This is a genomic window from Methylobacterium sp. Leaf117, assembly GCF_001422985.1.
Taxonomy (GTDB): Bacteria; Pseudomonadota; Alphaproteobacteria; order Rhizobiales; family Beijerinckiaceae; genus Methylobacterium.
The window spans coordinates 237,474-264,202 of record NZ_LMNL01000012.1; the positions used below are offsets into that span (position 1 = coordinate 237,474).

Below are 26,729 nucleotides of genomic sequence, written 5' to 3' on the forward strand. Positions count from 1 at the left end.
GAAGCCCGGTCGCCCGAGCGGCGGCTGTGAGACGCAGGCCCGGGACCGGAGGGGTGGCCGAGTGGTTGAAGGCGCACGCCTGGAAAGTGTGTATACCGGAAACGGTATCGCGGGTTCGAATCCCGCTCCCTCCGCCAGATGCTCGTAACCCTCTGACAGCAAACGGTTTCGGCACGCGATAGCCCGTGTGGCGTCGTCGTGTCCCGGGGATGCGACGCCGAGGGTGCGGCGCCCCTTGAATCGGCTGTCGCCCTGCGGTCGTCGGTCCGTGCGCCTGCGGGTTCTCACCGCTCTCATGGCGAGCGTGAAGCATCCCCATCCAGGGCCGGACAGCGCTGACGCCCGCCCCGTATCTCGGCGCCGCTCCGACAGTGGCGGCGTCCGGCTTTCACGATGCGTCTGGGCCGAGGCGCGGCGGCCGCAGCCGGACGGGTCTCGCAACCAGCCTCGACCCGCCTGATGCTGTCAAAAACGCGGCGAACTCGGCGCCAGCAACGGCACCGCACCGCCTCAGTCATGCCCGCCCCACAAGCCTTCAGCTCGCAACCAGAACGCGAACTTGTAAGTTGATTCCCGTCTTCGCAGGCTTCAACGGCGTATTTGAACCGCACTCTGCGATGCGATCCCGGGGCGATACTACGTAGGTGCGGCACAATCATGCGCCTGCGCAGTCCATCCGGACTGAACCCTGTCCAGATCTGCAAATTTTCTTAGGCTGAACCGATTTCCTCTTTCAAATATGGGCGCGCCGCCCTAACTTGGTTAACGAAACGTTTTCGTGGACGGGGCCGATGAACTCCCGGGAGGGCGGCTCGTGATCGGCGGCTTTCTCTGCCTGTAAGCAACTCAAGTTCCGGTTCTTCGCCAGAAATGAGAGGTCATTGCTTCGTCAACACTCGGTAGGACGTCGGCTGGATGAAGGTTGTTTGGATCAGCGGCCTTATTCCGCTCCCATTGACTGCCGGTGATCGGGTCTATTCTGCCCGTTTCGCGGAAGCCGTCGGCGCAGCCGGGGCAAATGTCTATCTCCTCGGTCTCAGTTCCGGAGACGGGCCGGACGATGCGGACAGCCTCGGGTCGGACGTCATCTTGCTGCCCGTCCACACGGCGCAGCGCGGGCGGCCGCGCGCCGTCGTCAGCCGGCTGCCCATCGTCACGGCGCGCTGCTCGCCCAGGACCATCCGCAAGCGGATGCTGTGCCTGCTGGCGGAGGAAGAGCCCGACGTCGTCGTGATCGACAATTATGCGGCGGGCTGGGTACTGCGGAACCTCGCCTGCGTGCCCGAAAGCCGGTTCAAGCTCGTCTACATCGCCCATAACGACGAAGAGCAGGTCGCCCGCGACATCGCGCAGGCCTACCGGGGCAACACGCTGAAGAAGCTCGTCCTGGCGGCGAATGCGCTCAAGGTCGCCCATCTGGAGCGCAAGCTGCTCCACGCGGCGGACCTCGTGGTCACGCTCACGGGCAGGGATGCCGAGATGTTCAAGCCGCGCCTGGCGGGCGCCGATGTGCTCGTCGTGCCCCCGGGGTTCGCCGGAGAACGGGTGGCCGCGCGGCGGATCGATGCCGCGGTTCCGCGCCGGGTGGTGATGCTGGGCTCCCTGCGATGGCTGCCCAAGAAGATGAACGTCGCCGCCTTCCTGACCGCCGCCGACGCGATCCTGGCCTCGGCCGGCGTCGAGCTGCACCTGGTCGGCGACGTCTCGGCCGCGTTCCGGGCCGAATGGGAAGGGCAACTCCGCGCGACCCGCTTCCTCGGCTTTGTCGAGGACGCGGAGCAGGTGATGGCGCAAGCCCGTCTGGGGCTCATCGTCGAGGCCGTCGGCGGCGGCTTCAAGCTGAAGGTGTTGGACTACATCTTCAATCGTCTTCCCGTGGCGGCCCTGGAGGGCTCGTTCGAGGGCGTTCCGGACGCCATCATGGACCATTGCCTGCTGGCCGGGGATGGCGCGGAGCTGGCCCGCAAGATCGTCGATGTCATCGACGACTTCCCGCGTCTGAACGCGATGCAGGAAGGCAGCTTCGCCGCCGCTTCGGGCACCTTCGACTGGAGCGAGAACGGCCGGCAGTTCCTGGACGTCCTCGAGTCCCTCGCCCCGGCCGGCCGGTACAGGGTTTCTTCGTCGGCCTCGTCTTCGGCCCCATCTTCGGCTCCGTCTTCGGCCGGATCCTGATCCAGGCCGCCTGACGTCCCGATCCGCGAGCCGCAAGACGCCGTCGGTGGCCAGAGGTCAGGATGCGAGACGGCCCGGAAGCGCCCCGCCGCCACAGACCGCACGCCCGCGGCCCGTCCCGTAGGGGCCTCGATCCGGACTGGACAGACATTCGAAATCCGGCCTAGTCTTGCTGAAAGTCTGCCGCTAAGGGGGATAAAGCCCGCGCTTTATCCGACTTTTCAAATTGTCTCGGTGCGCCTCAGGCCATAAGGCGTGTGCTGATCCATGCATCTCACCTATCTGTTCGATCCCCTGTGCGGCTGGTGTTACGGCGCGAGTCCCGCATTGGCCTGGCTCGCCCAACGGGAGGGTGTCGAACTGCGGCTCGCGCCCACAGGCCTGTTCGCCGGCGATGCGGCCCACCCGATGGATGCGGCCTTCGCCGGCTACGCCTGGCAGAACGATCAGCGCATCGCGGCGCAGACCGGGCAGGTGTTCTCCGAAGCCTATCGCGCCCTGATCTTCGAGACCTCCGGCCTCGTGTTCGACTCGGCCGCGACCACCCTGGGCGTCGTGGCGATCGGGCTGACCGCGTCCGGCTCCGAGACCGAGGGGCTGAGGGCGCTGCAGCAGGCCCGCTACGTCGAGGGACGGAATACCGCGGACCGTTCCGTCGTGGCGGATGTGCTGACCCGGGCCGGCTTCGCCGAGGCTGCCGCACGGGTGACGGCGTCCGACGAAACGCTCCGCGACAGCGGCCGCCGCCGGATCGACGCCGCGCGCCGGATGATGGCGCAGTTCGGGGTCCGGGGTGTTCCCGCCCTCGTCATCGCGGACGGGCGCGGCGCCCGGCTGATGCCGAGCGGCGTTCTGTTCGGCGACCGGGAGGGGCTGGCCGCCGAGCTTCAGGCAGGATCAGGGGGATCATCATGACGCAGACCGCCACGGCGCCCGAAACCGGATTGCGCTGGACCCACTTTCCCGCCGGGCCGGACGGCTTCTATCGGGCCCCGGTCCTGGTCGAAGGGCCGACCGAGGCGATCCTGATCGATGGCGGGTTCACCTTTTCCGACGGTCGCGCCCTCGCGGAGGCGATCGCCGCCACGGGCAAGCGGCTGACCACGATCTATGTCAGCCAGTCGGACCCGGATTATTACTTCGGCCTGACGCCGGTCTGCCACGCCTTCCCCAAGGCGCGGGTGCTCGCCGCCTCCGCCACGGTGGCGGCCATCGCCGCCTCGGTCGACAAGAAGATCGCCGCCTGGGGGCCGCAGCTCGGAACCAACGGCCCGCAGACCCGGGACGGGACGGTGATGCCGGAGGCGTTCGACGGGGCTGCCCTCGCGGTCGATGGCGAGCGGGTGGAGATCGTGCCAGCCGCCGGTCTGCCCAACCGGCGCACCCTGTTCGTGCCGGCGCTGAACGCGGTGTTCGGCGGCGTCCTGATCTTCTCCGGCGTCCATGTCTGGACCGCCGACACGCAGAGCCCGAAGGCACGCGCCGCCTGGATCGCCGAACTCGATCGCATCGCCGCCCGCCGACCCGTCGTCGTGGTGCCGGGCCATCAGGTGCCGGACGCGGCGACCGACGCGTCAGCCCTCGCCTTCACCCGGGCCTACCTCCTGGCCTTCGAGGAAGAATTGGCCAAGGGCGGCGATGCCGCCGCGCTGACCGCGGCGATGCAGGCCCGGTTCCCGGGCCTCGGCATGGGCATCGCCCTCGACATCGGCGCCAAGGTCGCCACCGGTGCGATGAGCTGGGGCTGAGGGTGCCTCGGCTCAGGTGGTGAGGACAGCCCGTCAGAAGGCGTAGCGCACGGTGCAATAGGGCATCCGCTCGGCGAGCAGGGCCTTGAACCGGGCGAGCCATTGGCCCTTCCAGCCGGTGCGGTAGCGCAGGTTGGCTCCGCCGCCTTCCGAGACCTTCGCCTCCTGGATGTCGGGGCGCCACAGCAGGTCCTCGGCCTTGGGGTGCCATCCGAGATTGACCGCGTGCAGGTCGGCATTGTGGGTCAGGAGGATGATCTCCGCCTTCAGCTGCGCCCGGGCCGCCGGCCCGATGCCGTCGTCGATCGCCTCGAACAGCGCCCGCCAATCCGCCTCCCAGCCCTCGTAGAGGATCACCGGCGAGAAATTGACGTGGACCTCGTAGCCGGCGGCGACGAAGTCGTCGATCGCGGCAATGCGCTCCGGGATCGGGGCGGTGCGGACATCGACGATGCGGGCGATGCGCTCCGGCATCAGCGAGAAGCGGATCCGGGTCTTGCCCTGCGGATCGTAGGCGAGGAGGTCCCGGTTCACCGCCTTGGTGGCGAAGGAGGCCTTGGCGTTGGGCAGGTCGCGGAACAGGCCGACGAGGTCGCGCACAGTGTCGCTGACCATGGCGTCGACGGACAGGTCGCCGTTCTCGCCGAGGTCGTAGACCCAGTGCGCGGCGTCGATGGTGTCGGGCTCGGTCAGCGGCCCCTGGCGGGCGGCGTGGCGGGCGATGGCGGCGGCCACCGCCTCGACATTGACGAACAGCGAAATCGGGTTGGCGAAGCCCTTGCGCCGGGGCACGTAGCAATAGGCGCAGGCCATGGCGCAGCCGTTCGAGGTCGAAGGCGCGATGAAGTGGGCGCTGCGCCCGTTCGGACGCATCGCCAGACCCTTCTTCACACCGAGCACCAGCGTCGATCGCTTGATCCGCACCCAGTCCTCCACCGACCCCGCATTGCCGTGCAGGCTCGGGATGTTCCAGTGCGAGGGCACCACGATGCGCTCGGCCGCGGGGAAGCGATCGAGAATCTCCCGACCCCGCGAAAAGTCCGGCACCGCCGGCTCGTGGTAGATGGTGCTGACGTCGAGGAGTTCGCGGGCGCGCGCCATGGGCCTTCGGGCTGTCGGGCTTTCCGGACCGCCGGCGGCCGATCCACAGCCCGGCAACGCGCCGCGACGGCGAGCGCTCCGTCGAAAGGGCGATCCGTCAGAAAGGCGATCCGCGCGCGACCCCTACAGGCGGGCCAGCAGTTCGGCCTTCTTGGCGTTGAACTCGGCCGCCGTCAGGATGCCCTTGCGCTGAAGCTCCGACAGCCGCTCGATGGTCGTCAGCACGTCGCCGGCCGGTGCTGCCGCGTGTGAATCGGTCGATGCCGGTTCGGGGGCGAACGGCTCGTGTGTGAACGGCTCGGGGGCAAAAGGTTCGGGCGTCGGAGGCCGCGTCCCGGCTTGCCCCTCGCCACGCTCGGCCCCGTCGAGGCGCCGCAGGGTCGCGAGGTCGATCGCGCCGGCCGGGCCGGAGAAGCGCAGGCTCGTGCCGCCGCCCTGCTGCTGCGAAACCCCGCTGATCAGGTGGTCGTCGGTGTCGTAGATGGCGACGCCGCTCTCGGTCTCGACCACGATGCGGCGCTGGGCCGGGAAATAGGCGTAGCGCATGCCGTTCTGCGACCCGGAGGTGGCCGGCGATCCCCATTCGGCGGGCCAGAACGGACCCGTGCCGCGTTGCGGCTCCGGCCGGTCTCCGCCGCGCGCGGGGTCGGACCAGCCCGTCGCCGGCAGCGCGGCCGCGAGGGTGGTGCACAGGGCATCGACCCGGGCCTTGAGGTCGGTGTTGAACATGTCGCCGATCATGGTCATGCCGGAGCCGGACCATTGCCCGAACCCGCCGAGATCCGGATGGTTGAACTGCGCCATCCGGCCGTGTCCCGCCTCGAGGGCGTGGACGAGGTGGCGCACGGCATCGAGGCTGACCCGGTAGCGGTCGGCGATGGCCTGCAGCCCGTTGGGACGATCCGTCATGCCCTGGTCTCCTCGCATGGGCGGCCCACGCCGGGCCGGATGCGGTTCAAGCATGACGCAAGCCGGCACGCGACGGAAGCCGGGAGGGCCGTTCGTACAACGCTTCCTGGTACAACCCGAACCGTTACCGTGCGGGTGCAAGAGTTTGCGCCGGGCACAAGAGTTTGCGCCGGGCACAAGAGTTTGCCCCGGGTGCAAGGGTCTGCCCCGGGCGCAAGGGTCTGCGCGAGGCGTACGGGTTCGGAGATCCCGCCCGGAGTCCGGCCGCACCGGCCCGCGGCGTTGCGCGTCGCAAAAAGATTTGCGCACCGGCGGACCTTCCGAGGAAGCGTGAGCGTTCCTGTCTCGATTTTCCGAGTCCGGGCGCCGCGCAGCGTCCGGCTCGACGCATGACCTGATCCTCGCCCGGAGCCACCATGGCCGACACGACGAATCCCGCCGACCGATCGATCCCGTACGGCCGCGCCAAGCGTTCGCGCATCAAGGAGGGCTCGCCCTATCCCCTCGGCGCGAACTGGGACGGCCTCGGCGTCAATTTCGCGCTGTTCTCCGCCCACGCCACCAAGGTCGAGCTGTGCCTGTTCGACGATGACGGCGTGAACGAGATCGAGCGGATCGAGCTGCCCGAGTACACCGACGAGATTTGGCACGGCTACCTGCCCGACGCGCGCCCCGGCACCATCTACGGCTACCGCGTCCACGGCCCCTACGAGCCGAAGGCGGGCCATCGCTTCAACCCCAACAAGCTGCTCATCGACCCCTACGCCAAGGGCCTCGTCGGCTCGATCACCTGGAACCCGGCGCTGTTCGGCTACCAGATGGAGACGGGCGACGACCTGACTTTCGACGAGCGCGATTCCGCGCCCTTCACCCGCCGGTCCCGCGTCATCGACCCGGCCTTCACCTGGGGCCGGGACCGCAAGCCGCACGTGCCGTGGGAGAAGACGATCTTCTACGAGACCCACGTGAAGGGCTTCACCAAGCTGCACCCGGCGGTGCCCGAGAAGCTGCGCGGCACCTATGCCGGTCTCGGCACCCCGGCGGTGCTCGACTACATCAAGAGCCTCGGCGTCACCTCGGTGGAACTCCTGCCGGTCCACGCCTTCGTGCAGGACGACTACCTGCAGGAGAAGGGCCTGGTGAACTACTGGGGCTACAACACCATCTCGTTCTTCACGCCCGCCCGGCGCTACGCGGCGGTGCCGGACTTCGCCTTCTCCGAATTCAAGGAGATGGTGGCGCGCATGCACGGCGCCGGCCTCGAGGTCATTCTCGACGTGGTCTACAACCACACCGCGGAGGGCAACGAGAAGGGTCCGACCCTGTCGTTCAAGGGCGTCGACAACGCCTCGTACTACCGGCTGATGCCCAAGGAGCCGCGCTACTACATCAACGACACCGGCACCGGAAACACCTTCAACCTCTCGAACCCCCGCGTGCTGCAGCTGGTGACCGATAGCCTGCGCTACTGGGCCACCGAGATGCGGGTCGACGGCTTCCGCTTCGATCTCGCCACCATCCTGGGCCGCGAGCCGCACGGCTTCGACGAGGGCGGCGGCTTCCTCGACACCTGCCGCCAGGACCCGGTGCTGAACAACGTCAAGCTGATCGCCGAGCCCTGGGATTGCGGTCCGGGCGGCTACCAGGTCGGCGGCTTCCCGCCCGGCTGGGCCGAGTGGAACGACCGGTTCCGCGACGACGTGCGCGGCTACTGGCGCGGCGACGAGGGCATGCTGCCGGATCTCGCCGCCCGGCTCACCGGCTCGGCCGACAAGTTCAACAAGCGCGGGCGCAAGCCCTGGGCATCGGTGAACTTCCTCACCGCCCATGACGGCTTCACGCTGAACGACACCGTGTCGTACAACGAGAAGCACAACATGGCCAACGGCGAGGACAACCGCGACGGCCACTCGCACAACCTGTCGAACAATTACGGCGCCGAGGGCCCGACCGACGATCCGGAGATCCGCGCCATCCGGCTGCGCCAGATGCGCAACATGCTCGCGACCCTATTCCTGTCGCGCGGCACCCCGATGCTGCTGGCCGGCGACGAGTTCGCCCGCACCCAGAACGGCAACAACAACGCCTATTGCCAGGACAACGAGATCTCCTGGCTCGACTGGGAGGCCGTCGGTCCGGAGGAGCGCGATCTCGCCGAGTTCACGCAGCGCCTGACCCTGCTGCGCGAAGCCCTGCCGATCCTCACTCGCGGACGCTTCCTCACGGGCGCCTACGACGAGGAGTTCGGAGTCAAGGACGTGACCTGGCTGAAGCCGGACGGCACCGAGATGTCGCCCGAGAACTGGACGCAAGGGGACGCCCGCGCCATCGCGGTGCTGCTCGACGGGCGCGCCCAGGCCTCCGGCATCCACCGGCGCGGCGGCGATGCCACCCTGCTCCTGCTCTACAACGCCTATCACGACCTCGTGTCGTTCACGCTGCCGGAATCGGTCGGCGGCGTCGGCTGGACCCGACTCCTCGACACCAACCTGCCCGACAGCCAGGACGTGGTCAGCAAGCCGATCGGCGCCACCTACGACGTCACCGGGCGCTCGATGCTGATGTTCGTGCTCAAGCCCGAAGAGGTCGACGGCGTCGACGCCAGCGACATGGAGCGCTCCTACCAGCACGTGATGCAGGCCTTCGAGCGCGCCAACGTCAACAGCGTCCGCTTCGAGACCGAGCAGCGCTGACGCCAACCGGACCGGCCGCGCGCGCCCCGTCGCGCGGCCGCCTCACGCTCCCCCCGCGCGGCCGTCTTCGGACCGTCGCGGGGCCGGATCGCGCGTGCCGCCTCGCGAGACTGTCACCGCCGCGCGGTCCACCGAGGGAACGATGCGTCCGCCCAGTGTTTGTCGCATGTTAGGCGAGGCCGGCGGGAGCCTCCTCCCGGAGCCTCCCGGTTTGATTGCGCGACCATGATCGAGACCCCCACCATCCCATCGACGGACGAGACCCTGTCGGCGGACAAGACAAGCGCGACCACCCAGCCCGCGATGGCGGCGACCGGCCCCGACGCCGGTCCCGAGGCCGCGTTCTTCTTCGCCGCCCTAGCCGCTTCGCGCATGCCGATGGTGGTGAGCGATCCCCGCCTGCCCGACAATCCGATCATCTTCACCAACGACGCCTTCCTGGAGATGACCGGCTACGGTCGCGACGAGGTCATCGACCGCAACTGCCGCTTCCTGCAGGGGCCGGAAACCGACCGCGCTTCGGTGCGCGAATTGGCCCGCGGCATCGCCGCCCGCGAGAACGTAGCGACCGAGATCATCAATTACCGCAAGGACGGCACGCCGTTCTGGAACGCCCTGTTCGTGTCGCCGATCTACGACGCGAGCGGGACGCTGGTGTACTTCTTCGCCTCGCAGCTCGACGTTTCGCGCCGGCGCGACGCCGAGGAAGCGCTGGGGCAGGCCCAGAAGATGGAGGCCCTCGGGCAGCTCACCGGCGGCATCGCGCACGACTTCAACAACCTGCTGCAGGTCATCGTCGGCTACGTCGACATCGTCGGCTCCGGCCTCGACGATCCCGAAGCCGACCGCCGCCGCCTGCGCCGCGCAACCGACAACATCCGCACCGCCGCCGAGCGTGCCACCACCCTGACCCAGCAATTGCTGGCGTTCGCCCGCAAGCAGCGCCTGGAGGGGCGCTCCGTGAACCTCAACGCCCTGGTGCAGGGCATGGCCGATATGGCGAGCCGCACCCTCGGCGAGACCATCAGCATCGGGTTCGACCTCAGTCCCGAGCTGTGGACCTGCCGGGTCGATCCGACCCAGGCCGAGGTCGCCCTGCTCAACATCTTCATCAATGCCCGCGACGCCATGCCGGAGGGCGGGCGCCTTACCGTCGCGACCGAGAACCACGTCATCGCCGACGATTCCGGGAGCACCCTGGCGCCCGGCCGCTACGTCACCGTCAGCCTCTCGGATTCCGGCAGCGGCATCCCGCCCCATGTGCTGGCGCGGGTGATGGACCCGTTCTTCACCACCAAGGAGGAGGGCAAGGGCACCGGCCTCGGCCTGTCGATGGTCTACGGCTTCGCCAAGCAGTCGGGCGGCGCCGCCCGGATCGAATCGGTGCTGGGGGAGGGCACCATCGTGCGGCTGTCCTTCCCGGCCGCCGAGCAGGAGGCGGCGGACCCGGCCCCGGCGGCGGCGCTCGATCCAGCCCAGGACGGCACCGGCACGGAGACCATCCTGATCGTCGACGACCGGGACGATGTGGCGGAACTGGCCCGCACCATCCTGCGCGATTTCGGCTACACCACCCTGATGGCGCAGAACGGACGCGAGGCCCTCGAGGTGCTCGACGCCGGCGGTCCCATCGACCTGCTGTTCACCGACCTGATCATGCCCGGCGGCATGAACGGCATCGCGCTGGGGCGCGAGGCCAAGCGCCGGCGCCCGGACCTCAAGGTTCTGCTGACCACCGGCTACGCCGAGGCGAGCCTGGAGCGAACCGATGCCGGTGGCTCGGAGTTCGATCTGTTGAACAAGCCCTATCGCCGGACGGACCTGATCCGCCGGGTGCGGGCGATCCTCGACGGACCCGGTCCCCTCGGCTGAGACGCCGGCCGGGTCCGTCCCACCGGAGTGCGTTCGGATGGCCCAGGGCGACAAGTCGAAATACACCGACAAGCAGATCCGCAAGGCCGAGCACATCGCCGAATCCTACGAATCGCGCGGAGTGCCGGAGAAGCAGGCCGAGGCGCGGGCCTGGGCCACCGTCAACAAGGACGACGGCGGCGGCAAGAAACCCGGCGGTTCCGGCCGGGGCCGGGCGACCGGGCACCCAGCCTCCCATCTCGGCGGCGAGACGGGAGGGAAAGCCTCCGCCTCCCGGACTGCGGAACAGCGCTCCGCTTCGGCCAAGAAGGCCGCCGCGACCCGCAAGCGCAATGCCGAGGCGGCGCGTCACGCGTCGTGACAGGCGGCCAAGGGCCGATCGGCTGGCCGATTTACTCGGCGCCGTCATTCCGGGGCGCCACAGCGGCGTGCAATCCAGATCCGCCGATGGCGCGAAGTCCTGCACCACCTGCGTGTCTGGATCCCGGGCTCCGCTGCACGGCCCCGGGATGACGCTGCGCTTCCCGTGAGTCTCCGGCAGGACCCTGTCGGCACGATGACCCCACCGGCAGAGACGAAAGAACGACCCCGCGCCCGCGTGAGGGCTACGGATTCGGCCGTCTCAGGCCATCGCGGTCTTCAGGTGCTGGTCGACCTTGTCGAGGAAGCCGGTGGTCGAAAGCCACTTCTGATTCGGACCGACCAGGAGGGCGAGGTCCTTGGTCATGAAGCCAGCCTCGACGGTGTCGATGCAGGTCTTCTCCAGGGTGGCGGCGAAGGTGGCCAAAGCCGCGTTGTCGTCGAGCTTGGCGCGGTGCGCGAGGCCACGGCTCCAGGCGAAGATCGACGCGATCGAGTTGGTCGAGGTCTCCTTGCCCTTCTGGTGCTCGCGGTAATGGCGGGTCACCGTGCCGTGCGCGGCCTCGGCCTCGACAGTCCGGCCATCGGGGGTGAGCAGCACGGAGGTCATCAGGCCGAGCGAGCCGAAGCCCTGCGCCACGGTGTCGGACTGCACGTCGCCGTCGTAGTTCTTGCAGGCCCAGACGTAGCCGCCCGACCACTTGAGGGCCGAGGCCACCATGTCGTCGATCAGGCGGTGCTCGTAGGTGATGCCGGCGGCGTCGAACTTCGCCTTGAACTCGTTCTGGAAGACCTCTTCGAACAGGTCCTTGAAGCGGCCGTCATAGGCCTTGAGGATGGTGTTCTTTGTCGAGAGATAGACCGGGTACTTCCGGTTGAGGCCGTAATTCATCGAGGCGCGGGCGAAGTCGCGGATCGAATCGTCGAGGTTATACATCGCCTGGGCGACGCCGGCGCTCGGGAACTTGAAGACCTCGCGCTCGATCACCGTGCCATCGTCGCCTTCGAACTTGATGGTCAGGCGGCCCTTGCCCGGCACCTTGAAGTCGGTGGCCTTGTACTGGTCGCCGTAGGCGTGGCGACCGACGACGATCGGCTGGGTCCAGCCCGGCACCAGGCGGGGCACGTTCTGGCAGATGATCGGCTCGCGGAAGATCACGCCGCCGAGGATGTTGCGGATGGTGCCGTTGGGCGACTTCCACATTTCCTTCAGGTTGAATTCCTTCACCCGCTGCTCATCGGGGGTGATGGTCGCGCATTTCACGCCGACGCCGTGCCGCTTGATCGCCTCGGCGGCCCGCACGGTGACCTGATCGTTGGTGGCGTCGCGGTGCTCGACGCCGAGATCGTAATATTCGAGGTTCAGATCGAGGTAGGGATGGATCAGCTTGTTCTTGATCTCGCTCCAGATGATCCGGGTCATCTCGTCGCCGTCGAGTTCGACGACCGGGTTCGCAACCTTGATCTTGTCCATCAGCAGCACGCCTTCCTGAGCCAGGATGTCCACCGGCTCCCCGCAAGGCGGATGCCGGTCCCGCGCCGTCCTTAGCCCGCGCGGTCCCGAGGCGGAAGCGCGGCAGCCCTGTCCCGGACCCGTCTTCGGGGCCTGCGCGCTGACAAACCTTTTGCCCTGTCAGGGAGCCGCGACGAGGCGCGCGATCTTGGTGGCCTGATCGAACATCGCGTTCAGCGCCTCCTGGATCTCGGTGGCCGAACTCGCGGTGCGGAAGTAGCCCGGCGACGCGCATTTTTGCAGTGCTTCGGGCACCTTCGGAATCAGGCTGTTCACCCGGTAATTCTCAGCCTGGACGGCCGGGAACGGGTGATTCGGCTTCGCGATCGGCACATACGGGATATGGAGGATCGAGATGGTGATGCCCCGGTCCTTCAAGGGCTGACATAGGGACGGATCGAGCGGTCCCGCCTGCGATCCCGTCCATTTGGGCAGATCGCCCGGGCGTTTGGGCGCCTCGTAAGTCTGGTTGTTGTTCATCCCGTCCGTCACCACGAACACGTAGGGCAGCGCCCGCTTCGCGCTCAAGCCGTCGCCCACACTGGTGATCATGCGATTGACCACCGGAAAGACGTTGTCGTAGTGCGTCCCGCCGCTCCCGCGCGGAACGGATTCCATGCCGATATCCATGTAATTCTCGAGATCGACATTGGTCAGCGAATCGAAGTCGGAGGTAATGCCGGCGGCGGTTTCGAGCTTGCTTACGAACGGGTACAGGCCGATGCGGAACTGATTGTTCAGGGTCAGGTTGCTCTTGGCCTTGGCAATCAATCCCTGGACCGCGTTGCTCACCGTCGCGATGCGAAGCTCGACATTGTACTTCTTCGATAGGGCGAAGCCCTTCCATCCGGGGAAATGGCAGGCGAAGGAACAGTTGTTGGGGAGTCCTTCGTTCATGTCGGGGTTGAGCTTGCCGAACTCGGTCTGCGCGACGGGCGAGGTCGGAAAGCCCATCGAGCCGGACGTATCGAGCAGCAGGTAGAAATCGACGTAGCTGCTGAGCGTCAGGCTGGAGACGGATTTTCCCGCGACCGCGACCGACGCCATATCGCCCAGGACCTTGCTGAACGGCGACAGGAAACTCGAGCCGTAGGTCACCTGCGCCATGATGACGCCGCCGGTGCGGGTCACCGTCAGGTCCGGGATGAGCGGCAGACTGGTGAGCATCGGCCCGGCATTGACCCGGAAAGCGGCGAGCCCGCGCGCCTTTGCCAGCGCCAGGGCCGATTGCGTCGGGTCATCTTCGCCCTTCGGATTCTGCGAAATGTAGTCCCGCGCCGTCGCGATGGCGGTGATGGTGGCGGCGTCCGCCGCACGGTCGAAATGGGTCCGGTAGTTGACGCCGCGCATGTAATCGAGCCCGAGGCTCGTTATGCCGATCAGCGGCACCAGGCTCAGGGCGAAGATCAGGACGACGTTGCCGCCGCGATCGGCACGCAGGCGACGCGTGAACCGGGAGAGGGGAGCGGCGATCATCGGGAGGGCCTCACGACGCAGGGCAGGCACGGGCGGTCGTCGTGCCGCCGCTCGGGTCGAAGGCGATCCCGGCGACGTAGCGCGGCGAGAGGTAGAAGGATTTGGCGATGCGGACGGAGCCGACCACGGATTGGGCGATCAGCGGCTTGTAGTCGAACACGACATCGGCCACGACGAGGAACCCCGGCCCGAAGGTGTCGTTCGGGAGCGTCGCCGGGCTCGGCCCCGCGGTGTTGGGGGCCGCGACCAGAACGTCGGTGCAGGAGCGCCCCTGACCCGACGTCCAGGTGACACGGGGGACGAAGGTGCAGGTCGTGGTGCAGCCGAGGGGGAGGGTCCGGAACTGGACGCCCGACAGCGACCATTTCAGCAGGGTCCAGACCGAGACGTTCTGCTCCCTGGCCGCCTTCATGGCCTCCGGGAACATCACGAGCTGGGCGCGCGAGATCGCCAGGATGTCGGTCTGGGTGATGCTGCCGGTGTCGTTGCGGGCGACGAGATCCGCCAGGGTGCTGGCGGCCAGCTCCACCTTGCGCATCATGATGATGTAGCGGACCAGGTCGAAGGTCACCGCCGACAGGATGATCATCACTGGAACGATCAGGGCGAACTCGACGATCGCGATCCCACGCCGGTCGGCGCGGAACCGCTTGAGGGTCCGGCGGCTCGTGAGACGTCGCAGGCTCATGCAAAGTCGAAGGCTGCAGAGTCGAAGGCTCATGGCTGCCTCAGCATGGGACCTGGACGTTGCGCGTGGTGAAGGGCTCGTTGCGGAAGGCGATCGCCGCCCGCGCGTAGGAGACCTTCCCGAAAGTCGAGTCCGTGCCGAGATTGAGGCCGAGCCAGAGAAAGCTGAACACCGGCACCGGATAGAAGACCTGGATGTAGCCGTAGGTCCCCGGCGCACCGGGGCAATACGGCGTCCGATCCTTGTCCATCACCACCGGGACGAGGCCGGTCTCCTCCGGGTTGATGAAGGCGGCAAATCCGCCGCCGGAGCCGGTCAGGGTCGTGGTCTGAAGGCTGGTGATGATCCGGTCGCACGACAGACCGGCAATCAGCTTGGTGCAGAAGACCGTCTCGCGGAACCCGTTGGCGGTGGACGCGCCCTGCGTCAGCGCGCCGAGCATGACGGCGCGGCTCGCATCGGCCGTCGCCTTCTCAACGGCCGCATAACAGAAGATATACAGGCCGCATTGAAGTATTTCGACGAAGACGAGCATGAACAACGGCATGACCATGGCGAACTCGACTGCTGTCGCGCCGCTGGCGGAGCGTCGAAATCCGTACAACCGTCTCTTGCACCGCGTTGCGAACGGCAGGACGGTCGTTGCGGCGCCAGATGTCTGTCGATCCGGGTCTATAATCCGTGCCGTCATTGTGAGACCCGCGGGCTCCTTTGAATTCACTCCGACTATCCGCAGTCCGAATCCGTCTAGACCAGCAATGCGCGCCAAGCCTTAAGGTCGCATTACGCCGGTCGTCGAAGGTCGCGGTCATCGGCCAAGGCCGGCCCGATCTCCCGGATGCGCCCGCAATCCTGGTTCATGTCTGGATCAAGCCCGGACCACGGCCGGGCCAGGGCTGGGCCAGGGCTGGACATTGCCCGCAACAACCGGAATCTGCGGATCCGACGGTCGCCGGGCGCCTCTCGAACCGCCTGCGGCCCCTGTCCGCCACCATCAGCGACGAGATCACCATGAGCGAACGCATCATCCTCCGGGCCGGCGAGGCCCTGGTCGCCGGCGGCCCGCCGAACACCGCCTCCGAGCCCGAAGTCATCATCGGCGAACTCGACGGTCCGGTGGGCACCGCGCTCGCCACCCTGACGGGCGATCAGGTCGTCGGCCACAGCCGCGTCTTCGCCCTCCTCAACACCGACATCATGGTGCGGCCGGTGACGCTGTGCGTCTCCAAGGTCAGCGTCACCGAGAGCAAGTACACCTCGATCCTGATGGGCACGGTGCAGTTCGCCATCGCCAACGGCGTGCTCGACGCGGTGCGGGCCGGCTACATCCCCAAGGAGAAGGCCAACGACCTCGGCATCATCTGCTCGGTCTGGCTCAGCCCCGGCGTGATCGAGGCCGAGACCGTCGATCACAAGGCTTTGTTCGACATCCAGCGCCGGGGCATGACCGAGGCGATCCGCAAGGCGATGACCAACGAGCCTTCGATCGACTGGCTGCTGGAGAACCAGGACAAGATCATCCACAAGTATTATCAGATGGGTCTCGACGGAAAGATCTGAGACGGACCACGCCCGGCCGGGCCGGCGGCGCTTTGCCGTCGCGCCCGGCTCGTGCGACAGGGCGCGGATGCCCGCCGCCCCACCCGCTGCCGACGCCATGACCCAACCAGCCTCGACCCAACCAGACTCGAACCCGCCAGACCTGAACCCGCCAGACCCGAACCCGCCCGCCGGCCCGGTCGTCATCCTGGTCCAGCCGCAGCTCGCCGAGAACATCGGCATGACCGCGCGCGCCATGGCGAATTTCGGCCTGTCGGAGCTTCGTCTGGTGGCGCCGAAGAACGGCTGGCCCAAGAAGGGCGTGCGCGAGGCGGCCTCCGGCGCCACCCACATCCTCGACGGCGCCTCCGTTCACGCCACCCTCGGCGAGGCGATCGCCGATCTGCACTACGTGCTGGCCACCACCGCCCGCGAGCGCGGGCAGATGAAGCGGGTCTACGCCCCGGACGAGGCCATGCGCGACGTGGCGGGGCGCACCGGCCAGCGCGTCGGCATCCTGTTCGGGCGCGAGCGTGCGGGCCTCGACAACGACGAGGTCTCGCTCGCCGACGCCATCGTGACCTTCCCGGTCGACGCGCGCTTCTCGTCGCTGAACCTCGCCCAGGGCGTCCTGCTGATGGGCTACGAGTGGCGCCGGGCCGCCGGCCTGTCGGCGCTGCCCTTCACCGGGGAGATGCTGTCGCCGCCCGCCACCCGCGAGGCGATGGCCTCCCTGTTCGCGTCCCTGGAGGAGGGCCTGGCCCGGGCCGGGTTCTATCCGCCCGAGAAGCGGGACATCATCGCCCGGAACATGCGCGACATGCTCCACCGCATGGCCATGACCGAGCAGGATGTGCGGACGATGCGCGGCGCTTTGCGCGCCCTCATGACTCGCAAGACAAACTGACGGCAACACATCCAAGAACAGGCGATCTTAACGGCGTCGCTATATTTGCATGGCAGCCTACAGCCCCATGCCTCTTCATCGTCTCACCACGTTCGGCGGCGAGTTCGCCTCCGCCTCCCGCGAAGCGGCGTTCCAGGCGGAGCGCCTGCCGGAGACGCTGCGGCACACGTGGGTGATCTTCCTGACCTGCATCGCGGTGAACGTGCTGCTGTTTGCCAACGATGCGAGCTTCATCAGCGGTCAGGACGGTCTCGGCGAGATGCTGGTGGCACGCCTCACCATCCTGTTGGCGACCCTGGGCGGGCTCGTCGCCCTGCCGCATATCCGGACGTTCGCCCGGCTGCAGCAGCTCCTCATCCTGTGGCAGGTGCTGGTGAGCGTGGCCATCGGCTGCCTCTGCGGGTCGCGGACGGACAACGCCGTCCTGGCGACCCTTCTGGTTCCCTCCGCCTTCATGCTCCTGCTGCCGCTGAGCTTCGCCTGGACGGCCATCGCCGGCAGCTTCTCCGGCATCGTCCTGCTGGCGGGATACCTGATGCCGCGATCCGCGCCCGCCGCGGGCATCGGCATGACGATCGAGGTCAGCCTGGCGATCCTGACGATCCTGCTGTTCGTCGCGCGCTCGAACCGCCTGAGGCGGCTCGAATGGGCTGCGGCCGGAGCCGAGCGCAAGGTGAGCGGCGAACTCGCGGAGAGCCGCGAGCTGTTCGAGGCGATGTTCCGGGCGGTCCCGGTGCCGATCGTCATGTCGAACGCCGCCACTGGACGACTCGTCAGCACCAACGATGCCGGATTCCGATTTTTCGAGATCGGCGCCGGTGACGTTCTGACCAATTACGGGACCCGGCATTTCCTCTCCCAGGCCGATCACCATCAGGTGCAGGAGATCCTGGGCCGCCAGGCGGTGATCCGGGACCGGGAGACCAGCATCGAGGTCCTCACGGGCGAGCGCCGCGACGTGCTCCTGTCGGTCGAGACGCTGCAGGTCGACGGGATCGTCTGCCACGTCTCCAGCCTCGTCGACATCACCAGCCGCAAGGCCGCCGAGGCGCAGATCCGCCTCGCCGCCAACCACGACGTGCTGACCGGCCTCGCCAACCGGGCCCTGTTCCAGGCGACGCTCGACACCGCCCTGGCGCGCGCCGCCTCCGAGGACGCGCAGGTCGGGCTCATCCTCCTCGACCTCGACGCGTTCAAGGAGATCAACGACACCCTCGGGCATGATTCCGGCGACGCCCTGCTCAAGGAGGTGGCCCGGCGGCTGTGTCAGGTGATCGGCCCCGACGATCTCGTGGCCCGGCTCGGCGGCGACGAATTCGTCATCCTCTCCTGCGGAACCGACGGGTCCGGCCGGAGCCGCATCCACGACGTCGCGGCGCGCATCCTCGACGCCCTGCGTCCCACGATGCCGATCGGCGGGCGGGTCGTCTCGCTCCGGGCGAGCCTCGGCCTCGCGCTCTATCCGGAGCACGCGCGCAATCCGGCGGACCTGTTCACCAATGCCGATCTCGCACTCTACGCCGCCAAGGCCTCGGGGCGCAACCGCGCCACCCTGTTCGCGCCGGCGCTGCGGGCCAGCATCGAGGACCGGGTGACGGTGACCCGCGAGATGCGCGCGGCCCTGGAGATGGGCAGCGGACTCGTGGCCCATTACCAGCCGAAGATCGACATGCTGTCCGGGGCCGTGATCGGCTTCGAGGCCCTGGCGCGCTGGCAGCACCCGACCCGCGGGTTGCTCAAGCCCCGGGACTTCTCGGCCGTGTTCGACGACGGAGAGATCGGCATCGCGGCGAGCGACGCCCTGCGCCGGCAGATCATCGCCGACATCCTGCATTGGATCGGCCTCGGACTCGAGCCGGGCCGGGTCTTCCTCAACCTCGCCTCGGTGCAGTTCGCGCACGGCGATCTGACCCAGGCCTTCCTCGACGACGTCGACGGCGCCGGCCTCCCGCGCGCGCGGGTCGGAGTCGAAGTCACCGAGACCGTCCTGCTCGGCAGCCACGTGGACCGGGTCAGCGGCGTCCTGTCCGAATTGCACGCGGCCGGCATCCGCGTGGCGCTCGATGATTTCGGCACCGGCTACGCCTCGCTCACCCACCTCAAGCAATTTCCGGTCGACGAGATCAAGATCGACCGCAGCTTCATCCGGGACCTGGGACGCAACACCAACGATGCCGCCATCGTCACCGCCGTGTTACAACTCGGTCGAAGCCTCGGGCTCGACATCACCGCCGAGGGCGTCGAGACGGTGGAACAGGCCGACTTCTTGCGCGACCGCGGCTGTACCTCCGTGCAGGGCTACCTCCATGCCAAGCCGATGGCGGCAAACCGGGTCCCGGGCTTTCTCCGCAACCGCCCGGACCTGCTCGGGGCCGCGGAAGCGGGAATCGCGCTTCAGACTGCATGATCCGGCCTCCGGTTAGGGCGCCCCGAACCGTCCAAGCCATCAAGAAACCAAGTCACGATACGCACGTCGATAGGCCGCAAACCAACTCCTGGTTGTATTGATCTCTATTGCTCTTGATTGACAAATGATAATATAGACGCCAGTATCGTTGATGAGTTTCCCGGCGCAATTCAAATGAACGTCGACAACCTCGAATTTTCCTCTCGTTGTTTTTTGGATCTGATCGAGAGCCAGGGTGTCAACGGCAGTTGGAGTTGGCAATTCGCCGAAAACCGGCACGTTTGGTCGCCGGGCCTGTTCCGCGTCCTCGGCTTTGACCCGCAGACCACCCGGCCGAGCTACGATCGTCTGGTCGGCCTGATCCATCCGCAGGATCGGGACACGGTCGACACCGGCGTCGACCTGCTCCATGGCGTGACGCTCGGCCCTCAGACACTGCGCATCCGCCGACCGGACGGCGCGATCCGTGTGCTGTCGTCCCGGATCGAGATCTATCTCACCCCGGACGGGCGCCCACGCGGGGCGGCCGGGGTCGTGCTGGACGTGACGCATCAGGAGATTCTGCGGGAGGCGCGCATGGCCGAGCAGCGCCGCCGCCGCGCCTGGTACGACGACCAGCGCATCCTGACGTTCTTCAGCGACCAGTCCCATCTGTTCACCTGTCAGGAGGAAGCCTCCGAACTGACCGGCCTCTCATCGGACGAAATCGCAGCCGACGCGTTCGTGACGATCGTCGCGGATGAGCGGGAGCATGCGCGGGCCGAGAATGCCGAGGCACTGGCGGCGGGAAGGGCCTTCCGGGTGACGCCCCACATGCGCATCGCCCGGCATGATCGGGCCTTGTTCGAAGCGTTCATCGTCCCGATCCGCGATGCGGGCGGAGCGATCCGAGAATGGGCCGGCATCACCCGGCCGATGGGCTCGAAGGCCTCTCCGGCCACCGAACTGCTTCTGGAGGGGCTCGAACAAGCCATCGACGGGCGCCACATGCGCGCCGCCCGTGCCCTGCTCGATTGGTCGATGACCGACCTCGCCCAGGCTGCCGGCCTGTCGCTGTCGACGGTCAAGCGCATGGAAGAGAACGTCGACGGCTCCGCGCCGGCGTCCCGTCGCAAGGCGGTGGCGACCCTGCGCCGCTTCGGCATCCGCTTCTCCCTGATGGAGGGCAACGTCATCGGGGTCAGCGCGACCTGACGCGCTCCGTCGGCCGAGGCACCCTGCCTGGGATAAGCCCCTCGGCCGCGTCGCGCCGGGGCCTGCATTCCATCGGTGATCAGGTGCCCGGCATGCTCCAGGGCGGTCGACGCCGGCACCGTGTCGGGCCGGACCATGCGGCGGCCCGGTGGACGTTATGCGCCCGGGGCAAGAACAGCGTCAGGCTCTGACGAACGTCGGCACCGCTTCGCCATGGGTTCAACGCCGACCGCGTCGCGCGAATAGTTCGGCACCGACCGCCATCCGGTCTGATTTACATGTTTCTTACGCCAGACAGCTGACTTTAAGTTGCATCATACACGAATATGCTTTGCTCGATTTGACATTATACAATTTAAATATCATTTGTTGTTTTTCTTCGGTCGGACACCAATGAACGTCGACGATCTCGTATTTTCGTCTGGACAGTTTCTGAACCTGATCGAGAGCCAGGGGGTCACCGGCACCTGGGGCTGGCGCTTTGCCGACAACCAGCACATCTGGTCGCCGGGCCTGTTCCGCGTCGTCGGCCTCGACGCCCAGAGCACCCGGCCGAGCTACGATCGTCTCGTCGGCCTGATCCATCCCGAGGATCGCGAGAGGATGCAGACCAGCTTCGACCTGATCCACGGCGTGACGCTCGGCCAGCAGACCCTCCGCGTCCTCCGTCCGGACAATACAATCCGTGTCGTGTCGGCCCGGACCGAGATCTACCTCGGGGCGGACGGACGTCCGCGCGGCGCGGCCGGCGTCGTGCTGGACGTGACGGACCAGGAGCGGCTGCGCGAGGCCCGCATCACCGAGCAGCAGCGCAGGCGAGCCCTGTTCCGGCAGACGCGGACACTGACCTTCTCCAACGATCCGGACTACGCGTTCTCGATGCCCCAGGAGGCCTCCGAGTTGACAGGCCTGCCGCTCCAGGACATCTCGGCCGATGCCTTCCAGTCGGTGGTTCGCGAGGAGCGCGAGCATTGGCGCGGGCTGAGCATCGAGGGCCAGCGCTCAGGGCTGGTGCATGTGACGAAACCCGTCCTGTACCTGGCCGGCGATGATCGCGGGCGCTTCGAGGTGTTCACCGTTCCGATCCGCGATGCGGCCGGCGTGGTGGTGGACTGGAGCAGCCTGACCCGCCCCATCGGATCGCACACACCCCTGGCCGACGACCGGCTTCGCGAGGGCCTTGAGCAGGCCATCGACGGGCGCCATCTGCGCGCCGCCCGCGCGCTTCTGGACTGGTCGATGACCGATCTCGCCCAGGCTGCCGGCCTGTCGCTCTCCACCGTCAAGCGCATGGAGGAGAACGTCGACAGGATCGCGAGCCAATCCCGACACCGGGCCATGGAAACCCTGCGCCGCTTCGGCATCCGCTTCTCCCTCATGGACGGCGGCGTCATCGGCGTCAGCGCGACATGAAGTGCTCGGTCGACCGAACCTCGCGAGACAAAAAATCAGCGTCCGGTTCGGCAAACTCAGCGTCCGGATTGAAATGAGCGTCATCGACGCCGGCTCGCCTGGGTGTCGGCCTGCCCTCCTTGCTATGGATAGTTCGTCCTGACCGAAAGATGCTTGAGTTCGTTCATGCAACTCTCGATTGACTGACGTAAACTTGTGTTACCGCGTGTTGATCCCGGACCGAAATCGTCACTATAGGTCGAAACTAGCTTTTGTTGGTTTTTGGCCCGAAACGCATGGACGTCGACGACCTCGGATTCTCATCCCGGTATTTCCTCACCCTGATCGAGAGCCAGGGTATGACCGGAACCTGGGGTTGGCGTTTCGTCGACCACCAGCACGTCTGGTCGCCGGGCCTGTTCCACGTGCTCGGCCTCGACGCCCAGAGTACCCGGCCGAGCTACGATCGTCTGGTCGGCCTGATCCATCCCCAGGACCGCCACAGGGTGCAGACCGGCGCCGACCTGAGGCACGGCGTGACGCTCGGCCAGCAGACTCTCCGCATCCTCCGACCGGACAAAACCGTCCGCATGCTGTCGGCTCGGACCGAGATCTATCTGGGAGTGGACGGACGTCCCCGTGGCGCGGCCGGGGTCGTGCTGGACGTGACGGATCAGGCGATCCTGCAACAGGCGCGTTTGACCGAGAAACGGCATCGGCGGGCGCTGTTTCTGGAAAAGCGCATTCTGACCTTCTCCAGCCATGAGACCAATCGGTTCTCATCGCAGGAAGAATCGTCGGAAATGACCGGCATTCCGATGAGTGACATCGCGACCGATGCGTTCGTGGCCATCGTGGACGAGGACCGGGAGCGTATGCGGGTCGAGAACGGAGTATTGCTGGAGGCCGGGAAGGCCTACCGGTCGGTCGCTCTCTTGCGCCTTGCCGGCAACAACCGCGGCCGCTTCGAGAGCTTCATCGTCCCGGTCCGTTCTGAGGGCGGGGATGTCCGGGAATGGGCCGGCGTCACCCGCCCGATGGGCTCGACCATGTCGCCGGTCGCCGATCAATTTCTCGAAGGTCTCGAGCAGGCCATCGACGGACGTCATCTGCGCGCCGCCCGTGCCCTGCTGGACTGGTCGATGACCCAGTTCGCCGAGGCCGCCGGCCTGTCGCTCTCCACCGTCAAGCGCATGGAGGAGAACATCGACGGGATCGCGCTGCAGTCCCGCCACAAGGCCGTGGCGACCCTGCGCCGCTTCGGCATCCGCTTCTCCCTGATGGAAGGCGGCGTCATCGGCGTCAGCGCGACGTAGCGCGCTGACGGTCGTGGCGAAGGGAGCGGCCTCAGCCGAGCTGAGCGAGGGCCTGCTCCACGTCGGCGATCAGGTCCTCGACGTTTTCGAGACCGATCGACAGGCGCACCGTCTCCGGGCCGACCATGGCGGCGGCCTTGTCGGCGGGGTCGAGCTGGCGGTGGGTTGTGGTCGCCGGGTGGATCGCCAGGGATTTGATCTCGCCGATGTTCACGAGGTGCGAGATCAGCTTCAGGCTCATGATGAACTTGACCGCCGCCGGCTCGCCGCCCTTCAGCGCCACGGTGAAGATCGAGCCCGGACCCTGCGGCACGTAGCGGGCCGCCATGGCCTCGCCCGCCTGGCCGGGCAGGGCCGGGTAGCTCACCCAGGCCACCGCCGGATGGTCCTTGAGGAAGGCCGCCACCGCCCGGGCATTGGAACAGTGCCGCTCCATCCGCAGCGGCAGGGTCTCGATGCCGGTCAGGGTCAGGAAGGCGTTCATCGGCGACAGGCCGGGGCCGAGTTCGCGCATCCCGAAGACGCGGCAGGCCGACGCGAAGGCGAAATCCGGGAAGCGCTCCGTGAGCACGAGGTCGTCGTAATCGGCCCAGGGCTCGCTCATCAGGTTGTAGCGTCCGGGCACCGCCGCCCAGTCGAAGCGGCCGGCATCGCAGATCACCCCGCCGATGGTCTGGCCCGAGCCGCCGAGGAACTTCGAGGTCGAGTGGATGACGATGTCGGCGCCGTGCTCGATCGGCCGGATCAGGGCCGGGGAGGCCAGAGTGTTGTCGACGACGAGCGGCAGCCCGTGCCGGTGCGCCACCTCGGCGATCCCGGCCAGATCCATCACGGTCGCGCACGGATTGACGATCGACTCGCACACGATCGCCCGGGTCTCCGGGGTGATCTGCGCCTCGAAATCGGCCGGGGTCAGCCCTTTGGTGAACTGGGGCTTGAGGTCGTAGCGCGCGTCGAGGCGATTCATCAGGCCGAGGGAGCCGCCGAACAGGCGCGAGGAGGCGACATAAGCCTCGCCGCTCTTCATCAGGGTCATCAGCACCATCAGCACGGCCGACTGGCCCGACGCCACCGCCACGGCGGCCTTGGCGCCCTCCAGGGCGGCGACGCGGCGCTCCAGGGCGGCGACGGTGGGGTTCGAGCCGCGCGAATACGAGAACCCGGTGCGGCGCAGGGCGAAGATGTCCGCCGCCTGCTGGGTGTCCTCGAAGACGAAGCCGTTGGTGAAGTAGATCGGCTGGACCCGCGCGCCGGTGGCGGGGTCGGGCGCGGCGCCGGCATGGATGGCCTGGGTCGCGAAGCGGTGGGTCTGGGTCTCGGTGGCCATCGGGGCCTCCCGTCTGTGAAGGGCGCGGTGAGCGGTCAGGCGGCGCGGTGGGTGAAGGCGCGCAGGGTCCGGACCAGGGTCGAGGGCTCGTAGGGCTTCGGGATGAAGCGCGCCCCGTCGGGCATGTCGTTCGGGCCGGGCGTGCCCATGCCGGAGACGACGAGGACGGGGATGGTGGGCCAGCGATGGGCCACGAGGCGGGCGAGCGCGAAGCCGTCCATCGAGCCGCGCGGCATGTCGACATCGGTCATCAGCACGTCGACGTCGCTGCGCGTCTCCAGCACCGTGAGGGCGTTGTCGGCGTGGCTCGCTTCCAGCACCTCGAACCCGGCATCCGCGAGGGTGTCGGCGGCTTCCATCAGGAGCAGGCCGTCATCTTCGACGAGGAGCACGACGGGGAGGTCTGGCTGGGGTTGCGTCATCGGCGGCCGGACGTTCTCGCGATACGGGGACGGTCGGGGCCTATTCCCCGCCGGCAGTGCCGTCAATAACGGGTGGTGTCGCGCATCCGTTTCGCCGGCGCGGTGACGCGGCGACCGGGCAACTCCGGCGCGAAGGCGATCGCCAGCGACACCAGCCCGGCCAGGATGGCGAGGAACGCCAATCCGTCGTTGATCGAGTCCACAGTGGCCCAGGCCGACATCATCGCCTCCGAGGGTCGCCGGACCAGGGTCCACCGCGCGTGGTAAAGGATGCGTTAACACGGCCGCCGCTCAAGCCGTCAGGGCCGCGTCGAGATCCGCGATCAAATCCTGTGGATCTTCGAGGCCGACCGACAGGCGCACCACCTCCGGCCCGGCCCCGGCGGCGATCCGCTGCGGATCGGTGAGCTGGCGGTGGGTGGTCGAGGCCGGGTGGATGATCAGCGAGCGGGTGTCGCCGATATTGGCCAAATGCGAGAACAGGGTCAGGCCGGAGACCAGCTTCACGCCGGCCTCGTAGCCGCCCTTGAGCCCGAGGGTGAACACCGCCCCGGCCCCGTTCGGCGTGTAGCGCCGGGCGAGCTGGTGGTAGCGGTCGGTCTCCAGCCCCGGATAGCTGACCCAGTCCACCGCCGGGTGGCCCTGCAGGAAGGTGGCGACGGCCAGCGCGTTGTCGCAATGGCGCTGCATCCGCAGCGGCAGGGTCTCGATGCCGGCGAGCAGCAGGAAGGCGTTGAACGGCGACAGGGCCGGCCCGAGGTCGCGCAGGCCGAGCACCCGGATGGCGATGGCGAAGGCGAAGTTGCCGAAGGTCTCGGCCAGCACCTTGTCGGCATATTCCGGGCGCGGGGCCGACAGCATGGGGAAGCGCGCATCGCCCGCCCACGGGAAGGTGCCGCCGTCGACCACGAGGCCGCCGATGGAATTGCCGTGGCCGCCGAGGAACTTGGTCGCCGAGTGCACGACGATGTCGGCCCCGTGCTCGAAGGGGCGGATCAGGTAGGGGCTCGCCATCGTGTTGTCGACGATGAGCGGGATGTTGTGGCGCCGGGCGATCTCGGACAACGCCGCGATGTCGGTGATCACGCCACCCGGATTGGCGATGGACTCGCAGAAGATCGCCTTGGTGCGGGGCGTGATCGCGCGCTCGAACGACGACGGATCGTCGGTCTGGGCCCAGACCACATTCCAGCCGAAGTTCTTGTAGGAATGGTTGAACTGGTTGATCGAGCCGCCGTAGAGCCGGTCGGCCGCGATGAACTCGTCGCCCGGCTGCATCAGGGCGTGCATCACCAGGAACTCGGCCGCGTGGCCCGAGGCCACCGCCACCGCGGCGGTGCCGCCCTCCAGCGCGGCGACGCGCTCCTCCAGCACCGCGTTGGTCGGGTTGGTGATGCGCGAATAGATGTTGCCGAAGGCCTCGAGCCCGAACAGCGAGGCGGCGTGCTCGGCATCGTCGAACACGAACGAGGCGGTCTGGTAGATCGGCGTCGCCCGCGCGCCCGTGGTCGGATCGGGCGCCGCGCCGGCATGGATGGCGCGCGTGTTGAAGCCGGGCAGACGATCGGTCATCGCAAAATCCTCCCGGGCCCGCCGGCCCGCACATGCGTGTCTTCTACGCCCCGCCAGAAGCCGGGTGAAGAGGCCGCCATCCGCTGAAACGAACGTTAGTTCTTTATGCCGGACGGGG

The 26,729-nt window shown here is 67.6% G+C and carries 23 protein-coding genes and 1 tRNA gene; 13 read left to right on the forward strand and 11 right to left on the reverse strand.

Going from position 1 to position 26,729, the window contains the following annotated elements; all coding sequences use genetic code 11:
- Positions 1–47 precede the first annotated feature (47 nt).
- From ASF57_RS08165 to ASF57_RS08180, 4 genes are all read left to right on the forward strand, one after another.
- Positions 48–137 (forward strand) — tRNA-Ser (locus ASF57_RS08165).
- A 778-nt stretch (positions 138–915) separates the two neighbouring features.
- On the forward strand, positions 916–2,175 hold the full coding sequence (locus ASF57_RS08170) for a glycosyltransferase (RefSeq protein WP_082503768.1): 1,260 nt from the start codon (positions 916–918) through the stop codon (positions 2,173–2,175).
- A 267-nt stretch (positions 2,176–2,442) separates the two neighbouring features.
- Positions 2,443–3,090, forward strand: a complete 648-nt coding sequence (locus ASF57_RS08175) for a DsbA family protein (protein WP_056481806.1) — start codon at positions 2,443–2,445, stop codon at positions 3,088–3,090.
- A complete protein-coding gene (locus ASF57_RS08180; RefSeq protein WP_056481808.1) occupies positions 3,087–3,923 on the forward strand; it encodes an MBL fold metallo-hydrolase in 837 nt (278 codons plus the stop codon). The genes ASF57_RS08175 and ASF57_RS08180 overlap by 4 nt, the downstream gene beginning before the upstream one ends.
- A 33-nt stretch (positions 3,924–3,956) precedes the next feature.
- Here the strand turns inward: ASF57_RS08180 and ASF57_RS08185 are convergent, their stop codons facing one another.
- Entirely contained in the window at positions 3,957–5,024 is a 1,068-nt protein-coding gene (locus ASF57_RS08185) for a spore photoproduct lyase family protein (RefSeq protein WP_056481811.1), read from the reverse strand.
- 123 nt (positions 5,025–5,147) lie between these two features.
- Positions 5,148–5,933, reverse strand: coding sequence for an SHOCT domain-containing protein (locus tag ASF57_RS08190; RefSeq protein ID WP_056190143.1), 786 nt, complete (start codon positions 5,931–5,933; stop codon positions 5,148–5,150).
- 416 nt (positions 5,934–6,349) lie between these two features.
- Here ASF57_RS08190 and glgX point away from each other — a divergent pair, with 416 nt between their 5' ends.
- The 3 genes from glgX to ASF57_RS08205 all read left to right on the forward strand — a co-directional run bounded on the left by glgX (position 6,350) and on the right by ASF57_RS08205 (position 10,859).
- Entirely contained in the window at positions 6,350–8,626 is a 2,277-nt protein-coding gene (gene glgX, locus ASF57_RS08195; protein ID WP_056190142.1) for a glycogen debranching protein GlgX, read from the forward strand.
- A 303-nt stretch (positions 8,627–8,929) separates the two neighbouring features.
- On the forward strand, positions 8,930–10,498 hold the full coding sequence (locus ASF57_RS08200; protein ID WP_056190409.1) for a hybrid sensor histidine kinase/response regulator: 1,569 nt from the start codon (positions 8,930–8,932) through the stop codon (positions 10,496–10,498).
- Positions 10,499–10,535: 37 nt separating this feature from the next.
- Positions 10,536–10,859, forward strand: a complete 324-nt coding sequence (locus ASF57_RS08205) for a hypothetical protein (RefSeq protein WP_056481814.1) — start codon at positions 10,536–10,538, stop codon at positions 10,857–10,859.
- Positions 10,860–11,120: 261 nt separating this feature from the next.
- Here the strand turns inward: ASF57_RS08205 and ASF57_RS08210 are convergent, their stop codons facing one another.
- From ASF57_RS08210 to ASF57_RS08225, 4 genes are all read right to left on the reverse strand, one after another.
- A complete protein-coding gene (locus ASF57_RS08210; protein ID WP_056482733.1) occupies positions 11,121–12,332 on the reverse strand; it encodes an NADP-dependent isocitrate dehydrogenase in 1,212 nt (403 codons plus the stop codon).
- A gap of 159 nt (positions 12,333–12,491) precedes the next feature.
- Positions 12,492–13,847 carry a pilus assembly protein TadG-related protein gene (locus ASF57_RS08215; protein WP_156376017.1) on the reverse strand — a complete coding sequence of 452 codons (1,356 nt, stop codon included), beginning with the start codon at positions 13,845–13,847 and terminating at the stop codon, positions 12,492–12,494.
- A 10-nt stretch (positions 13,848–13,857) separates the two neighbouring features.
- Positions 13,858–14,535 carry a TadE/TadG family type IV pilus assembly protein gene (locus ASF57_RS08220; RefSeq protein ID WP_056481820.1) on the reverse strand — a complete coding sequence of 226 codons (678 nt, stop codon included), beginning with the start codon at positions 14,533–14,535 and terminating at the stop codon, positions 13,858–13,860.
- 40 nt (positions 14,536–14,575) lie between these two features.
- Complete coding sequence (locus tag ASF57_RS08225; RefSeq protein ID WP_082503770.1) at positions 14,576–15,226, reverse strand: TadE/TadG family type IV pilus assembly protein; 651 nt, start codon at positions 15,224–15,226, stop codon at positions 14,576–14,578.
- A 320-nt stretch (positions 15,227–15,546) separates the two neighbouring features.
- On the opposite strand from ASF57_RS08225, the gene ASF57_RS08230 reads away from it, so the two are divergent.
- From ASF57_RS08230 to ASF57_RS08240, 3 genes are all read left to right on the forward strand, one after another.
- A complete protein-coding gene (locus tag ASF57_RS08230; protein WP_055952093.1) occupies positions 15,547–16,095 on the forward strand; it encodes a formaldehyde-activating enzyme in 549 nt (182 codons plus the stop codon).
- A 220-nt stretch (positions 16,096–16,315) separates the two neighbouring features.
- Complete coding sequence (locus ASF57_RS08235; RefSeq protein WP_244476889.1) at positions 16,316–16,981, forward strand: TrmH family RNA methyltransferase; 666 nt, start codon at positions 16,316–16,318, stop codon at positions 16,979–16,981.
- A gap of 67 nt (positions 16,982–17,048) precedes the next feature.
- The gene (locus tag ASF57_RS08240; protein WP_162241547.1) at positions 17,049–19,388 is read left to right on the forward strand and encodes an EAL domain-containing protein; all 2,340 of its coding nucleotides are present in this window, start codon (positions 17,049–17,051) and stop codon (positions 19,386–19,388) included.
- A gap of 39 nt (positions 19,389–19,427) precedes the next feature.
- On the opposite strand, the gene ASF57_RS26850 is transcribed toward ASF57_RS08240, so the two are convergent.
- Positions 19,428–19,799 carry a hypothetical protein gene (locus tag ASF57_RS26850; RefSeq protein ID WP_244476900.1) on the reverse strand — a complete coding sequence of 124 codons (372 nt, stop codon included), beginning with the start codon at positions 19,797–19,799 and terminating at the stop codon, positions 19,428–19,430.
- On the opposite strand from ASF57_RS26850, the gene ASF57_RS08245 reads away from it, so the two are divergent.
- From ASF57_RS08245 to ASF57_RS08255, 3 genes are all read left to right on the forward strand, one after another.
- Positions 19,683–20,582, forward strand: coding sequence for a PAS domain-containing protein (locus ASF57_RS08245; protein WP_244476890.1), 900 nt, complete (start codon positions 19,683–19,685; stop codon positions 20,580–20,582). The genes ASF57_RS26850 and ASF57_RS08245 overlap by 117 nt on opposite strands.
- A gap of 393 nt (positions 20,583–20,975) precedes the next feature.
- Entirely contained in the window at positions 20,976–21,995 is a 1,020-nt protein-coding gene (locus ASF57_RS08250) for a PAS domain-containing protein (RefSeq protein ID WP_056481833.1), read from the forward strand.
- Between the two features lie 338 nt (positions 21,996–22,333).
- On the forward strand, positions 22,334–23,290 hold the full coding sequence (locus ASF57_RS08255; protein WP_244476891.1) for a PAS domain-containing protein: 957 nt from the start codon (positions 22,334–22,336) through the stop codon (positions 23,288–23,290).
- A gap of 31 nt (positions 23,291–23,321) precedes the next feature.
- Here the strand turns inward: ASF57_RS08255 and ASF57_RS08260 are convergent, their stop codons facing one another.
- From ASF57_RS08260 to ASF57_RS08270, 4 genes are all read right to left on the reverse strand, one after another.
- Positions 23,322–24,617, reverse strand: coding sequence for an aminotransferase class I/II-fold pyridoxal phosphate-dependent enzyme (locus tag ASF57_RS08260; protein ID WP_056481838.1), 1,296 nt, complete (start codon positions 24,615–24,617; stop codon positions 23,322–23,324).
- A 35-nt stretch (positions 24,618–24,652) separates the two neighbouring features.
- Entirely contained in the window at positions 24,653–25,039 is a 387-nt protein-coding gene (locus ASF57_RS08265) for a response regulator (protein WP_056481841.1), read from the reverse strand.
- Positions 25,040–25,101: 62 nt separating this feature from the next.
- Complete coding sequence (locus ASF57_RS25530; protein ID WP_156376018.1) at positions 25,102–25,263, reverse strand: hypothetical protein; 162 nt, start codon at positions 25,261–25,263, stop codon at positions 25,102–25,104.
- A 67-nt stretch (positions 25,264–25,330) separates the two neighbouring features.
- Positions 25,331–26,611 (reverse strand): O-acetylhomoserine aminocarboxypropyltransferase, encoded by a 1,281-nt coding sequence (locus ASF57_RS08270; protein ID WP_056481844.1) that lies wholly within the window; start codon positions 26,609–26,611, stop codon positions 25,331–25,333.
- Positions 26,612–26,729: the final 118 nt, after the last annotated feature.